Annotated in this window: 11 protein-coding genes; 3 read left to right on the top strand and 8 right to left on the bottom strand. The window is 31.9% G+C overall.

Features of this window, described 5'->3' with window-relative positions:
• Positions 1 to 101: 101 nt before the first annotated feature.
• Positions 102 to 2,312, top strand: coding sequence for a carboxypeptidase-like regulatory domain-containing protein (locus GBO31_RS18025; RefSeq protein WP_219009861.1), 2,211 nt, complete (start codon positions 102 to 104; stop codon positions 2,310 to 2,312).
• Positions 2,313 to 2,372: 60 nt separating this feature from the next.
• Here the strand turns inward: GBO31_RS18025 and GBO31_RS18020 are convergent, their stop codons facing one another.
• From GBO31_RS18020 to GBO31_RS18005, 4 genes are all read right to left on the bottom strand, one after another.
• A complete protein-coding gene (locus GBO31_RS18020) occupies positions 2,373 to 3,878 on the bottom strand; it encodes a serine hydrolase (protein WP_219009860.1) in 1,506 nt (501 codons plus the stop codon).
• Positions 3,879 to 3,982: 104 nt separating this feature from the next.
• Positions 3,983 to 4,357: a hypothetical protein gene (locus tag GBO31_RS18015; RefSeq protein ID WP_219009859.1), complete on the bottom strand. Its 375-nt coding sequence runs from the start codon at positions 4,355 to 4,357 to the stop codon at positions 3,983 to 3,985.
• Positions 4,358 to 4,416: 59 nt separating this feature from the next.
• On the bottom strand, positions 4,417 to 4,863 hold the full coding sequence (locus GBO31_RS18010; RefSeq protein ID WP_219009858.1) for a hypothetical protein: 447 nt from the start codon (positions 4,861 to 4,863) through the stop codon (positions 4,417 to 4,419).
• Positions 4,860 to 5,456 (bottom strand): RNA polymerase sigma factor, encoded by a 597-nt coding sequence (locus GBO31_RS18005; protein ID WP_219009857.1) that lies wholly within the window; start codon positions 5,454 to 5,456, stop codon positions 4,860 to 4,862. Before GBO31_RS18005 ends, GBO31_RS18010 begins: the two co-directional genes overlap by 4 nt.
• Positions 5,457 to 5,655: 199 nt before the next feature.
• Between GBO31_RS18005 and GBO31_RS18000 the strand changes: the two genes are divergently transcribed.
• Complete coding sequence (locus GBO31_RS18000) at positions 5,656 to 6,864, top strand: FG-GAP repeat domain-containing protein (protein WP_219009856.1); 1,209 nt, start codon at positions 5,656 to 5,658, stop codon at positions 6,862 to 6,864.
• Between the two features lie 114 nt (positions 6,865 to 6,978).
• Here the strand turns inward: GBO31_RS18000 and GBO31_RS17995 are convergent, their stop codons facing one another.
• From GBO31_RS17995 to GBO31_RS17980, 4 genes are all read right to left on the bottom strand, one after another.
• A complete protein-coding gene (locus tag GBO31_RS17995; protein WP_219009855.1) occupies positions 6,979 to 8,628 on the bottom strand; it encodes a tetratricopeptide repeat protein in 1,650 nt (549 codons plus the stop codon).
• 352 nt (positions 8,629 to 8,980) lie between these two features.
• Positions 8,981 to 9,736: a LytR/AlgR family response regulator transcription factor gene (locus tag GBO31_RS17990; protein ID WP_219009854.1), complete on the bottom strand. Its 756-nt coding sequence runs from the start codon at positions 9,734 to 9,736 to the stop codon at positions 8,981 to 8,983.
• Entirely contained in the window at positions 9,717 to 10,811 is a 1,095-nt protein-coding gene (locus GBO31_RS17985) for a sensor histidine kinase (RefSeq protein WP_219009853.1), read from the bottom strand. The genes GBO31_RS17990 and GBO31_RS17985 overlap by 20 nt, the downstream gene beginning before the upstream one ends.
• A gap of 290 nt (positions 10,812 to 11,101) precedes the next feature.
• A complete protein-coding gene (locus tag GBO31_RS17980) occupies positions 11,102 to 14,152 on the bottom strand; it encodes a WD40/YVTN/BNR-like repeat-containing protein (RefSeq protein WP_219009852.1) in 3,051 nt (1,016 codons plus the stop codon).
• 298 nt (positions 14,153 to 14,450) lie between these two features.
• Here GBO31_RS17980 and GBO31_RS17975 point away from each other — a divergent pair.
• Positions 14,451 to 14,821, top strand: a 371-nt coding sequence (locus GBO31_RS17975; RefSeq protein WP_219009851.1) for an ankyrin repeat domain-containing protein, incomplete at its 3' end; no start/stop codon positions are given.

Raw genomic sequence — 14,821 nt, 5'->3', positions numbered from 1 at the left:
TGGTAATCGGTTGAATAATAAAGTATTTTAGTCTGTTTATGGGGAATTCTTAATTACTTTTTGAACAATTGATTCCGTCTTTTTTTCATACATTTATTGCTATGGGAAAATATATAATCATTATCGTTACATTGTTATGTAGCGTCAATCTAGCAGCAAATCATCTAATAACCAACGAGGAATCTAAAAAATTAACCATTTATTGGGATGCGTCTTTTTCTCAAAAAGATAAAAACATCGCAAAAGAGTTTCAATTTTTGGAGGCCTTTTTTAAGGTGTATCCGAATACCACTGTGAATTTAGTTGTAGTAAATTCGAAAGCACTTGCTAATGAAAATGTTGAGATAAAATCTGCAGATTGGTCTACTCTAAAACAAAAAATCAATACGATACAGTATGATGGGACATTGGATCTAAGCCTAGTGAATACTAAAGTAAAAGCTGATTTCTTATTTTTCTTTACGGATGGCAAGTCTTATTTTGGTGAATTAGAAAGAAATTTATACAGTCCAAAAATATATACTATAAGTAGTACTCCAGACATTAATAAAAAATTTCTTCATGAGACTTCTTTTTTTAGTTTAGGATATCACATTGATCTACAACAAATGGATGCCGATTCCGGTGTAAAAGCTATTAAGGAAAACAAGAGAATGATACGTTTGGAGTTTGTAACTAATGAAAATACAAACTCTCAAAAAAAATATATTGAAGGTATTGTTACAGATGGTACTGATGTTTTGCCTAATGTAAATATTGTAGTTGAAGGTAAAAATAGAGGAACAATCACAGATCAGAATGGTGGTTATAAGATTACTGTAGATCCTGGTGATGTTTTGATATTTAGTAGTGCTGATAAAGAAAAGGTAACAGCTAAGATTAGTCCCGAAGATAATTTTGTAGACATCAAAATGACGGATAATGTAAACAATTTAGATGCTGTTATTATCAAATCCAAGGTTGAAAAAGAACGAGAAAAAGTATATGTAGGGCTTAGAAAAGAAGATAAAAATGCGCTAGGATATTCTGTACAGAGTACTGATGTAGATGACCCAATTAATTTAGGGCAAGCACTTGCTGGTAAATTTGCAGGTGTGAAAATTTTAGATCAAAGTAATCTGAATAATATTAGGATACGTACACAAAAGACCATTTTAGGAGATTCAGAACCTCAAGTATATATAGACGATGTACCTGTTGGTGATCAGCTGGATCTTCGACTTCTTGATTCTTATAATATTAAGAGTGTGAGAGTATTGAAAGGATTTGCTGCCACTAATTTGTATGGTTCGGTTGGAGTTAATGGTATTATTTTAATTACCACAAAAGGAGGAAAAAGAATTACTGATGATTATAAAGAAGACAAATCAAAAGAGGAAAAGATCCCTACCAAAGTATTTACAGCTCCCCTTATTGTTTCTAACGCTCCGATATCCAATTTTGTGACCTTATTTAAAAAAGAATCAGATTACGATAAAGCTTATGAGGTGTACCTGAGAATGCGCGATTTCAATAAAGATAATGTCACCTTTTTTGTAGAGTGCGCAGATTATTTTTTTGATAATAATCAACAAGATAAAGGGATATTGATTCTTTCGAATCTAATAGAATTGTTTCCAAATAACACCTCAGTTCTTAAAATCTTAGCTTTTAATCTGGAGAAAAGAGAGTTGTTTGATCATGCGCGTAAAACGTATCAAAGAATCGTTGATGTTTCCCCTTTGATGTCCCAAGCATATTTGGATTTAGCTAATAATTATGCAAGCGAGAAACAATATCAAAAATCTGTTGATTTGTTTAAAAAGATTACTAAGAATAAGATATCCGAAATAGAATCATTTAGAGGATTGAAAAGTCAAATAGAAAATGATTTTAAACATTTGTTATCCAAACGTAATCAAAAATGGAGAACTAATCATATTGATCAAAAGTACTTTACACTACCTAAATATGATTTACGTGTGGTTACAGAATGGTCTCATCCAATTGTTGAATTTGAAATGCAATATATTGATCCGAAAAAACAATATGCGGTTTTAAGTCATACCATGGAAAAAGATAAGGAAACAATTAATCGTGAGCTTGCCAGTAAATATACTTCTGATGAATATATCATTACCAATACAGATAAAGGTGATTGGTATCTTAATATTAAACTTCCTAATAATTATAAGCCTAATATAAAAGCCCCAAAGTTTTTAAAAGTTAAGTTGTATACTAAATTTGGAACACCTCAAGAAAAATTACAGACGCATCTGATCAATATCGATAGAATTGTAAAAAACAGAATATTTACTTCTTTTAAACTGTAAAATGGATTACTAAGTAAGCAACGTAGTTGCTCCTACACTGCTTACTTAGTAACATTGATTTTATTTATTACTAGCTTGTGCTTCTAATAATGCATTCAAAGCTTTCGTAGAACTTTCACACCAATCACAATTGCTATCTTGCCCTAATTCTAATGCTTTTTTATAACTTTTTATAGCATTTTCTATTTGGTTATTGTTGGCATAACTTTCTCCGAGAGAATCCCATAGATTACCATTATCAGGAAATAGTTCGGTATTTAATTTAAAAATGGCTATTGCCCATTTTCCATTTTCATTTGTTTCTATAAGTTGATTTTTTAATACTCTATATCCAAGACGATTTAACTGATTTGGGTTTTTAATTTGGGAACTATACTTTTTTCTTATCTCATCAATTAAATCAACAGGATTTTTACTCTTCCTTTCGGTTATATAGTCGTACGTTAATTGATAAATACTCCTTTTGATTGGTTTTGGCGTGTAGTTAGCATCTAACATCATTTTTTGAATAGGCCATGCAACTTCCACTTCTCTACTACTACAATTTGTAAATAATAGGATAACAATATCTTCTTGTGGTAACCAGATATAATCATGAAAAAAGATATTATTACCACCGTTATGACTTATAATCTTTGAATTATTTTTAGATTTATATATAGCCCAACCATAGGCATATTGACTTTGACCATCATCATATTCCTGTATATAAGGTGTAGTTAGCTTTTTAAGGGAATTTCGAGTAATGATCTTATTCGTTTTTAAAGCTTCATACCATTTAAACATATCCGCTGTTGTAGAATGAATACCTCCATTTCCTTTTAGATTCCAAAAGACTTTTCCACTTTTTTGAAATCTGGAAATTAAGGTTCCAACATTAATGATATTGTAGATGTAACCAGATGCAATGGTATGATTTTTCCAATTTGGAATTAAATATCCAGTATTATTCATTCCTGCTGGCTTAAACAAATAAGTATACAAGAAGTTTTCATAATTCATACCAGAAACTAATTCTATAACTCTTGCTAAAACACTATAACCTGTATTAGCGTAATGATATTTTGTACCAGGTTTATGCAGGAGTTTTGTAGCAAATAATTTTTTAAAGAATTTCTTCGTTGGAATATCCTCAAAGTCTCCTCCATCCAATCCACTTACTAATCCCGAAGAATGCGTTAGCAATTGATGTAAGGTAATACTTTTTTTATCATCTGGAAGGTTTGGAAAAAAGGTATCTATTGTATTTTCAGTACTTAATTTGTTCAATTCTTCTAACTTTAGAATTGCTGTGGCAGTAAACTGTTTGGTAACTGAACCTATTGTAGAAACGGTTGTGATATCATAAGGAATCATATTTTCTTTATCTGCCATTCCATATCCTTTATGTAGGATTATCTGATTATTTTTAGCGACCAAAACAGCTCCAGAAAACCCTTGCTGAACTCCTTTAATTAAGTAGTGATCTATTTTATTTTTAAGTGTATTCTCATCTTGCTGTACTTGTGCATTAAGGTTCGTTATGATGCCCCAAATGAAGAAGCAAGCGGTAATTAATCTTTTCATGATTATTGGATTTTAGTGATATATGGATGTGTTTTAGCTAGGCTTCATTGCAATGAAACCCAACAAAAGTTTGATAATTAATATGTTATTTGAGATGTAAGCTATTAGCCGAAGCGATTTAGATAAATGGAATGCATCAAAAATGCAAGAGCAATACTAATCGCCATAATTCCAATAGAGTGTATACCTAAGGGTAAGTATAGAGAGTTGATAAAAAGCCCTATACCTGTTCCCATTAATACCAAAAACCATTTGATACTATTATGCTTTGCCCCTTTTGAGTCTTTCTGTAAAATAGATGCAATCACTTCTTCTGAAATTTCTTTTTCAAGCATCTTCTTCTTTAGTTTATGATCTAATACATATCTCAAAACTGATAGTATAAATGATAATACAAGAATAATTAAGAAGATGATCACACCAATTTTATAAACATCTGGATCTATTCTCGTTTCATTGATTATTATTAATGGTTTCATACTTTTTATTTCTTGTTATAATGAATTAGACAGCTAGCACTTTTAAAGGTTGCAATTACTTATAAATAATGTAGGCGAGTCATTTTTTTTCTGAAGGTTTTGAGCATATCTATTATCCAAAGAACAGCAATAACAAATCCAATAAACACCATGAAAATAGTGTTAACATGTTCCATAAAAACAACGCTTATAGTACTATTTATTATTAAGTCTCCTATAATTGCTAATACACCGAATCCTAAAATAAACAAAGTAGTTATTCTAGTATAATCCCAACTTTGTTTTGGTTGTGTTTGCGGTAGGTTTTTTAAGATACTAGCAGAAAGATTAATGTTTAAACTTGGTTCAGGAATTGATTTTATACTATCAGATAAATATTGATACTCGTTTGCGATACTTTTACAATAGGTACAAGAATCGATATGTTCAATTACCAAATCATCGGAGTTATGTATATCAAATACATATGCTTGGATTTGTTCATCTGTTGCGTGCTCTGTTTTCATAAGTCTTCTTTGTTATAGGTTTCCAAGAGATTATCACGTAATAACTTTCTTGCTCTGTGTAAATAGTTTTTCAATGTGCCTTTAGGCAAACCAGTAATTTTTGAAATTTCGTCATAACTCAATTCTTTATTATGGAAAAGTGTAATAARTGTTTTGTAAACTGGTGACAATTTTTCTATCTCGGTTTCTAATATTTTGGTACGTTCCTTTTTTAGGATATAATCATTCGTTTGATTGATAAAAAAGGGCATTAAACTTCGTTTCTCAATATGCTCGAATTCATGTGTTTCTGGATCATGAATTTGAATTATTGGTATTTTCTTCTTTTCAAGAAAGTTAATACAGCTGTTATATGAAATAGTACCTATCCAAGTAGAAAGTTTACTTTTAAACTTAAAGCTTGAAAGCTTATGATACACTTTTAGATAAATTTCCTGAATCAAATCTTCTCTGTCCAAATGGTTATCAATCATTTTATAGACAATTTGAATTACCAAACCTTGTGTATTCGTAATGATGGTCTCAAAAGCCTTAGTATCTCCTTTTAAGACCTTTTTTACCAAATGCCTATCTGTTATATGATTTTCTTCCATTTTTATCCTTAACGTATTAGACAGCGGTTCTTAAAAAAAGGTTGCAGTTTGATATAAAAAGTTTAAAATTATTGATAATTAAGGAGCTATAGTTTACAGATAAAAGCTATTGCATTATCAAACTTTTAATAAACTTTTAGAATAGATTTTTACGAACTAACTTTAGTAATCCATTACATTAGCAAAAACATAGAAATTAATGAAAAAGGATTATATAGTACCTTTACTTTTAGGGATTACCATTCTCGGATATACTCAGGAAAAGAAGTCTAATGTAGCAATAGCTACTTCTTTCTATAAAGATGTAACAACAACACACCTTCCTTATAAAGATTTACAAGCGCTTTCTATGGATGCTGCCATTGCTGATTTAGATGGTGATGGCGATCCTGATATTCTGATTGCTAATGAACATCGCCCTAATATCTTATTGATTAATAATGGAAAAGGAGTATTTACGAATAAAAGTTCACAAATACCTCAAATAGCTCACGATAGTGAAGATATTGGAATTGCTGATTTTGATCTAGATGGGGATCCAGACATTATCGTCGTAAGTGAAGATGATAAAACCAATGAACTATACTTGAATAATGGAGATGGTACATTTACTGATGGCGGAAATAGAATTCCGGTTAGTGGCACTTCTAATTCTGTAGTAGTTTATGATATCAATGGTGATAAAGCGCCAGATATACTCATTGGAAATAATGGTCAGAACAATGTATTAATCAATGATGGAAAAGGACATTTTACCGATGAAACGATAGCTCGATTCGGTGAATTTATAGATGTAACACAAGATCTTACGCTCTGTGATATCGATAATGATGGGGATCAAGATCTATTAGTAGGAAATGAAGGTGCCAATCGGATTTTGGTAAATGATGGAAAAGGCTTTTTTAAAGATCAATCTTCAGAGCGACTTCCCTATCGAAATGAACCTGAGGAAACTAGAGAAGTGGTCACTGCTGATATTGATGGAGATGGAGATTTGGATATTTTGTATGGTAATGTACAAGCTTTTGTACCCAAAGCTCTTCGACAAAATCGATTACTGTTGAATGATGGGAAAGGATTTTTTACAGATATTACCCAAACGCATCTTCCTAAAGATGAAAATCGTTGTTTTGGCGTGGCTTTTTTAGATATTGATCGTGATGGGGATATGGATATTATGACTGGAAACACCAGTGGACCTAAATTTCGGGTAAGTAGTCCTTTTAGCGTATACATAAACGATGGCAAAGGAATGTTTTCTGACGCTACAGGAACTTTTATGCCTTCAAATATTAAAGGGAAAGGCTTTGATATTGATTTTGAGGATATCAATGGCGATGGTATTAAAGACTTGTTTTTAAGCAATCGAGGAGCACAAGATTTTCTTCTTTTTGGGAGGGAAATGTAAAATCATATAATACGTAAACATTTCAACCGGTCGAGTGTCATACCCAATCTTAGATAATTAAATACCCAAATACCATAATTGGCATTTGGGTATTACTTTTCTTTCTAGTTTTTACTAATTCGCAATTTGCAAAAGTACTTCTTTAGCTGCTTTTCCTTGTTCTCCGTTTGTATCTAAGGAAATTGCTTTATTCAACAACGCAGTAGCTTTTTTAGTATCCCCTAATTTTAGGTATGCTCTTCCCAAATTTTTATAGGTCAAAGCAGAGTTTGGATACATTTGTGAAATCATCGAGAATACCTGAATAGAACCTTGAATTTCTGGCCCACGACCACTTTCTAATAAAATGTTTCCTTTTTTGTTGAGTTCGGTTTCAAAATCACAGAAAGCATAACGTGGATCTTGTACCATTCTAGGAAGTTCCTGTGCTAATTTTGCTCCTTGCCCAGTTACATATAACTGCGTGATATATTCCATAGGTTTTGGCTGGAAATCTTCAGCATTAAAATTCAATGCAGCTTCTAATATAGGATCTTGATTGCTGATATAGGCATCATAGCTCATAGAAACAGGAACACTTGGTGTTGTTGCATCCCTGTTTTCTAAAGCAGGATAATCTTGCCACCATAAATAAGATATATATGCATTGATCTTGCTATTTGGTAATTGGACAGCTCTAGCATCACCATAAAAGTTAATATTTTCTGCTGTAGGCTCTCCAACCAAAATTGCTTCTGTATATCTGGTAATTTCATTGGTTAAGTTTTGACAAGCTGAAAATGTATCTCGACCAATAATGAAATAGAAATTGCCTTTTTTGTTAAGGTTTGGTCTTGCCATTAATCCTTTTATCAATGGTAGATTGTTGTAATTGTTTCCACCGCCATTCAAACGTACATCATACACTAATTTTTCAACATTATTTGAATCAATAAATTCAAACATACGTTTGTAGAATTGCGCTAAGGTTTCTTTAGGATCATTAAATACAGAGCTTTGTCTTACATATAATGTCTTTTTATCTTCTAAATATTCAAAATAATATAGTTTGTCATCGAAATGCTTTAGATATAATGGTGTTGTATCTGTATTACGTGCTGTAAGCCACTCCTCTGTTGGTAATGTAAAATTGAATGTTTTTGGTTTATCTTTTCTATCAATGGTAGTAAATTCATGAGTAAAGACTTTTCCTTCTTTTTCAAGTGTCAATATAACTTTATTGGATAGTGTAGGGATTACTCCTTGCGCATGTAATACTTCTGGCGAAATTAAAAATCGTAAACCATAGGCTTTAAAATATTGCTCGTTTTCTACAGAAACAACTGGATATACTAATTCTATCGCTTTTTTTATAGGCGTCTCTCCTATCTTCAACACCTTCGCTCCTAACGCTTTTTTATACTGTTCTTGGACACCTTCAATGTAAATTCCATCGTCGAAATCATATAAATTAATTGGAAGAATGCCACTCTTGGTCACTGTTCCATAAGGAATTTGAGTATGACCATATTTAAATGAGGATACAATTCGTGATAATCCTACTCGGATTTCATGTTCTTTTAGATTAGGAATTTCCTTATAAAGTTGTTCTACCTGAGCATCAAAATTTTCTTTTGTCGTTTTTACAAAAAGAAAGGAATAATCTTTATGAATCGTGTTTTGAAGAAAACGTAGATCTTCTTGCCATTGTTTTACACTTGGAGTTTGTTGTGCAGATAATTGAAAACAAAATAATAGCTGGATGATGATGAGTACTTTTTTCATGATGTTATTTTTTTAACTGAATTCGTTCAGAGATTGATTATTAATTACATCACAAATATGGTTTTAATCTGTCCTTGATAGTAGTAATTTATGCTGAAACGTAGTTATTGTTAGTTGAAACGTCATAGATATTTTTATTGGTCTCAGAAATAGTTAAAACTATGCACTTTATAGTGCATTTTACTTTCAGTTTTTACAAATATTATTGAGTGCTTTAGGAAATTAGCTCTTGGTAGTTAGTTTTTCAAAAAATGCGAATAGCAAAGGGCTAAAAGCTAAGAACAAGAATTGATATCAAAAAAGATGACTTTCAGTCTTAATAAAAACTATGAATCTTCCATTCAATAGTGGTTTATTTATTCATCCAATCTTTAAAATCACTTGTTTTTTGTCTGCTTACAATGAATTCCTGATCGCGAGGATTTGATACTGATAGCTTTACACGATGGTTGAAATACGGTTCTATTTTTTGAATCGCTATTTTGGATACGATCTGACCTCTATTAATCCTATAAAATTTACTGCCATCTAAAGAGTCATATAATTGATCCATCGTTTCATCAATGATATAGCGTTTATTATGTGTAATACCAAAAGTGATACTATCCTGTGAATACATATATAAAAGCTCAGAAATTCGTATTTGTACAAAACCACTTCCCTCCTTCACCAATATTCCAGATCTTTCTTGTGTAGTTTGCATACTACTAAGTAATTCTTTCAAAATATTAGCCTCAATAGGATTTGATGTACTTTGAGATTTTGAGAATTTATGTAATGCAGCATCTAAATCGTTCTGTTTAATGGGTTTTAGTAAATAATCAATACTATTTACTTTAAACGCCTGAATAGCATATTGATCAAAAGCTGTAGTGAAAATAATGGGTGCTGTTACTTCTGTTTTTTGAAAAATCTCGAAACTTAAACCATCTGCTAATTGAATATCCATGAACACTAAATCTGGTGATATATTTTTTTGAAACCAGGAAACAGAATCTTCAACAGAATCAATTATGGTTAGTATTTCAAAATCAAAAGTAGTTTTGTGTAATAAGTTTTCCAATTGACGTGCTGCACGTGGTTCATCTTCAACGATTAATATTTTCATGACTTTTCTTTTGATTTGATGAATTTAATAAAGGTAATGTTACAATAAAATTCTCCCCATCATTAGAAATAACAGGGGTTTTGTTAGATATTAATTGATACCGTTTTTCAATATTCTTTAATCCAATCTTGGTAGATGGTGTTTGCGTAGATTTTGCTTGAATTTTATTACTTACTATCAAACTATCTTCTTCGATAGATATGTTTATGATCAATGGCTTAGATCTGGAAACTACATTGTGTTTGATAGCATTTTCTAACAATAGTTGTAAACTCATAGGTACGATCATAATAGAGAGTTTATCTTCTGGAATATCCCAGTTTACCTGTAAGTTTTCGCCAAACCTTTCGGATTGTATATGAATATAAGCCTTAGCAAATTTCAATTCTTTTTCTAAAGATATTATATTGGAATTACCCGACTCAATAATAAAACGGTACACATCTGATAGATTATCCACAAATCCCTTAGCATCTTCTTTAGAATCTTGATCAATAATATCGCGTAATGTATTTAAACTATTGAATAAGAAATGAGGACGAGCCTGATTCCTTAATGTATCCAACTGCGCCAGAATCATTACTTGTTTGGCTTGTTCTTCTTCACGTATGGACTTTTTTAATCGGTTATAGAGGTAAATAGCTTCATAAATAGCCATTACCATAACTGTAATAAGAACGATGGGAATCAGTACTTTTAATTCTACACGATGATTAGAAGTGTATCCAAATAATCGGATAAAGCGCGCTGTTAATTCACCTCCAACATAATCCACAATAACTACAGTGCAAACTACGGATAGCATAAGGATGATAATACGTTTTTTATCATCTTTAAAATCAGGATATTTTTTTCTCAAAAAAATTAGGATGTTACGGACTAATAACCAATAACAAATGGTAAAGAATACATTAACAGCATAGCCAATAAATATAAGATCGAAAGTATTACGTTCTGGTGTAGTATTGAAAAGGTAGTTGGTGATAAAACTTATAATGAAAATACCAATAAGGCAAGATCGAACATCATCAAACCCTAGGTATTGTATACGTTTCTGTTTATTGAATAATGGCATAAATGTTAGTTTAATAAAAGGTATAGGTTTTGTTTTAGAGAACGTTCATGAATATCTCCTATAACACATAGAAATTCAAAAATGCTAACATCTAGTTTCCATTTCTTTGATAATACCATACATACACGAATAACGGGATTATTTGAATAGCAAGCAAACCTAAAAATGAGCTGTTGTTAGCGGTACAACCAAGTTCAAATATCATAAGACAGAGAAAAAAATAAAATTGGAATATGTTGAAATGTCGTAATATATTTTTGAATTGTTATACTCTTATTTATACCGTCATTTTACTTAGAGCTGGTTGATATAACTTTAGTAACCTTAGTTTTAATCTCTGTAAAATTGAACATTAATTCCTTATAACGGTCCATCACATCTTTCCCAATTATTTGATCGGCACCTGTTACCATATTGTAGATGTATGAGATTTGCGATACTAACATCTGTTGTGGATAGGCTCCTTCTTTATTTTTAAGTAGTTTTAAAGCATCATTTATGTTTTTCAATCTATCATTATCTGTATTGTTTTTTTTGTTTTTTAGCTGCTTTAATTCTTTTTCCAATTGATCTTGTTCCATACGAGCTTCAGATAGCAATGCGATTATCTTGTTCTGAACGATGTGTTGTTTTTGAAGTAATTCTTGAGTAATACCGTCAGTTTTAACACGAGGATCGATCAATACTTCAAATTCTTGTTCCATAGTTTTGTTATCCACTGTAAGCTTAGCAATATACTTTCCAGGAGGAACCATAGGTCCGTTTTTATATCGCTTCCTTATTTCTTTATGCCATGGACCTTTCTTACGTAAGTCCCAACCAAAACGATTCAAACCTTTTTTTGAAGTTAATTTTTTATTAACGTAACGAAAGGTAGTACTTAAATTCATGTCTTCCTCTTCACTTACAGAAGATTTTAATAAAGTACTATCACTCAGAATCGTAATAACTGATTCTTTTTTTGCATTTAGAATTTCCAATTTTAAACCTTTGGATTTTTTAGACAAATAGTAATCAATATACACTGCAGTTCTTGGGTATTGGGGAAAGCTATTAGATGCTCTTATTTTTGGGTAACGATATCGGATAGTAGTATCAGGTTTGAAAAGATGTGCTGACATTGCTAAGTTAGACATGGCATTATCCCGAAGACTTGTAATATTATCTAGGATCCAAAAACCGCGTCCCATTGTACTTAATATCAAATCCCCTCTAAAAATTTTAATATCTGTAATTGGCGTCACCGGAAGATTTTGTTGAAATGATTGCCAAGTTTTACCATCATCTAATGAAACAAACATTCCATATTCGGTTCCAGCATATAATAACCCTTGCTTTATAGGGTCTTCTCGCAAAACACGAGTCGTGTAATCATTAGGAATTCCGTTAGATTCGGTACTTAATAAAGTCCAACTAACACCATAATCGGTAGTTTTATAAAGATAAGGTTTTGCGTCTCCTAAAAGATGTCTATCCACAGCAATATAAGCTGTTGCCATATCATGCTGTGATGGAGCAATGGATTCTACTCTACCTCCTTTTGGTAGCTTTTTTGGAGTTACATTTTTCCAAGTCTTACCTCCATCTCTAGTTATAGAAATGATTCCATCATTCGATCCTGTCCAGATTAGTCCTTTTTGTAATACAGATTCTCTTATAGAATACAGCGTACTATAATACTCCTCGCCTGTAATATCACGTGTGATAGGACTCCCCGAAATTACTTGTTTGTCATCCTCAAAAGCTGTTAAATCTGGTGAAATGGTTTCCCATGAATATCCATCAGAATCTGTCTTATGCAAAAATTGTGACCCATGATAGATTACATCTGGATCATGCGGAGAAACATGCACCGGTGCAACTCGCTGAAAACGATATTTTAAATCTTTGGGATTATGCCCATAGATATTAGAAGCTCCAACATAATAGCTTTTTTCAACACCTGTTACTTTGTTAAAGACACTAAAACGTCCTTTGCAATTAGCATATACAATATTTGAGTTTCCTGGCTTTGGAACTGCAGGTCCTGTTTCGCAACCTCCGGTATTGATTACCCATGCAGAACCTACACTTTGTACTGCACTTGGTGGAAAACTCGGTATCGCTATCGTGCTATAATTGTCTTGTTGGCCTGCATATAGCCAATACGGGTATTGATCATCAACTTCTACTTGATACAATTCGGCAGTAGGTTGATTAAATTGTGAAGACCATGTTTTACCACCATTAAAACTAACATTAGCTCCGCCATCATTTGCTTGTATCAATAGTTTTGGATTATTAAGATTTAGCCAAATATCATGGTTGTCGCCATGAGGAACTTTCATCACTTTCCAAGTTTTTCCTCCATCTTTTGATTTAATTAGAGGATTGGCATTAGAATATATGATATCAGGATTTGTAGGGTCTGTCTCTATATTAGTATAATAAAAAGGTCTATTGACAAGCCGTTTATCATCTGAAATATGTTCAAAGGATTTCCCTTGATCTACTGATTTGTAAAGCCCTTGTTCTCCTTTTGGAGCCTCGATAACCGCATAAATAATACTTGAATTTGCAGGAGATACTGCCAAATCTATTTTTCCAATCGTTTTTTGAGGAAGTCCAGTTTTGAGTTTGACCCAATCTTTACCTCCATTTATAGATTTGTAGATACCTCCTTCTTCTGCGGTACCTCCAGAAATAATAGTCCATGGTTTGCGTTCAGCCTTCCATGCAGCAGCATAAATCACATTTGGGTTTCCAGGTAATAGTTCAAGGTCTGAAAAACCAACTTTATCTGAAACAAACAGCACTTTTTCCCAGTTTTTTCCTCCATCAGTAGTTTTGTATATACCTCGTTCTGAATTACTTTTAAAAGCATTGCCAATTGCGGCTATCCAAACCACATTACTATTAGTAGGGTCAATTTCTACCGCACCAATTTGTCCCACATTTTTCAATCCAATATGTTCCCATGTTTTACCAGCATCAATTGACTTATATATTCCTTTCCCACTAATGACATTACTTCTTAATCCATCGGAACCAGTACCTACATATACAATATTGGGGTCGTTTTCGGCTACCTGTATGGCTCCAATAGAAGGTGAATCAAAAAATCCATCAGAAACATTATTCCAGGTTGTTCCATAGTCGTTAGATTTCCAAACACCTCCACCAGAAGCACCTAAATAAAAAGTACCTGGTTTGGTTGTCACTCCAGTTACTGTTGTAACACGACCGCCACGTGCTGGACCTACAGTACGGTATTGTAAAGCTTCAAAACTTTGTGAAAAGACGGTAATACTTGAAGTAAAAAATAAGAAAAATAGTAATCTTGAATTTGAAAGGAAATTCATAGTTATAAGATGTGTTATGTGATTTTTTGTGCTAATATTACCAATACTGAGCAGACTTCTCAATGTATTTCATCCACTCATAATTTGGCTTTTAAATATAGGAATAATGGGCTTAACTCAATTAGATTTTTGTAAAAAGTGAATTCAGAAATTTCTTGAGAATCGTATATGATTACTGTGTTTGTATTGAACAAAATTTTAAAGTCCATTTAAATACTAAATATGTCCGCTTCGCAATAATTCTTGTAAAATAACCTGTGTTTTGATGGTAATTTTAGTTCGATAACATTATTTAGATATGAAAAAAACAATTTTAGCATTCATCATTGCGACTACTACACTATCAAATGCTCAAACGAAAACTATTTTTAAATATGCTTGTGAAGGAAACCTGAAGAAGGTAGATTCTTTACTAAAAACAACAAGCATTAATGCATTAAGTAAAAATCAATCTAACTTGTTGCATTTTGCTGCGTATTGTAATCAAGAGGAAGTATTTAATTTTCTTCTGGAAAAAGGAATTGATATTAATGTAAAAAACAAATATGATGACACTCCTCTTATGTATGCTGTACTGCGAAGGAACGTAAAAATGACAGAAAAACTCATAGCAAATAATGCAAATGTGAATACTGTAAATAAAGATAATCTTACACCCTTGTATAACGC

The sequence above is a fragment of the Aquimarina litoralis genome (assembly GCF_019295435.1).
Classification (GTDB): domain Bacteria; phylum Bacteroidota; class Bacteroidia; order Flavobacteriales; family Flavobacteriaceae; genus Aquimarina; species Aquimarina litoralis_A.
This window is presented reverse-complemented; position numbering and strand designations above follow the sequence as displayed.

What these genes read in the sequence shown, in the direction of transcription:
- GBO31_RS17980 (WP_219009852.1), bottom strand. Translation starts at nt 14,152, where the DNA reads ATGAATTTCCTTTCAAATTCAAGATTACTATTTTTCTTATTTTTTACT.
- GBO31_RS17985 (WP_219009853.1), bottom strand. Translation starts at nt 10,811, where the DNA reads ATGCCATTATTCAATAAACAGAAACGTATACAATACCTAGGGTTTGAT.
- GBO31_RS18015 (WP_219009859.1), bottom strand. Translation starts at nt 4,357, where the DNA reads ATGAAACCATTAATAATAATCAATGAAACGAGAATAGATCCAGATGTT.
- GBO31_RS18025 (WP_219009861.1), top strand. Translation starts at nt 102, where the DNA reads ATGGGAAAATATATAATCATTATCGTTACATTGTTATGTAGCGTCAAT.
- GBO31_RS17990 (WP_219009854.1), bottom strand. Translation starts at nt 9,736, where the DNA reads ATGAAAATATTAATCGTTGAAGATGAACCACGTGCAGCACGTCAATTG.
- GBO31_RS17995 (WP_219009855.1), bottom strand. Translation starts at nt 8,628, where the DNA reads ATGAAAAAAGTACTCATCATCATCCAGCTATTATTTTGTTTTCAATTA.
- GBO31_RS18000 (WP_219009856.1), top strand. Translation starts at nt 5,656, where the DNA reads ATGAAAAAGGATTATATAGTACCTTTACTTTTAGGGATTACCATTCTC.
- GBO31_RS18020 (WP_219009860.1), bottom strand. Translation starts at nt 3,878, where the DNA reads ATGAAAAGATTAATTACCGCTTGCTTCTTCATTTGGGGCATCATAACG.
- GBO31_RS18010 (WP_219009858.1), bottom strand. Translation starts at nt 4,863, where the DNA reads ATGAAAACAGAGCACGCAACAGATGAACAAATCCAAGCATATGTATTT.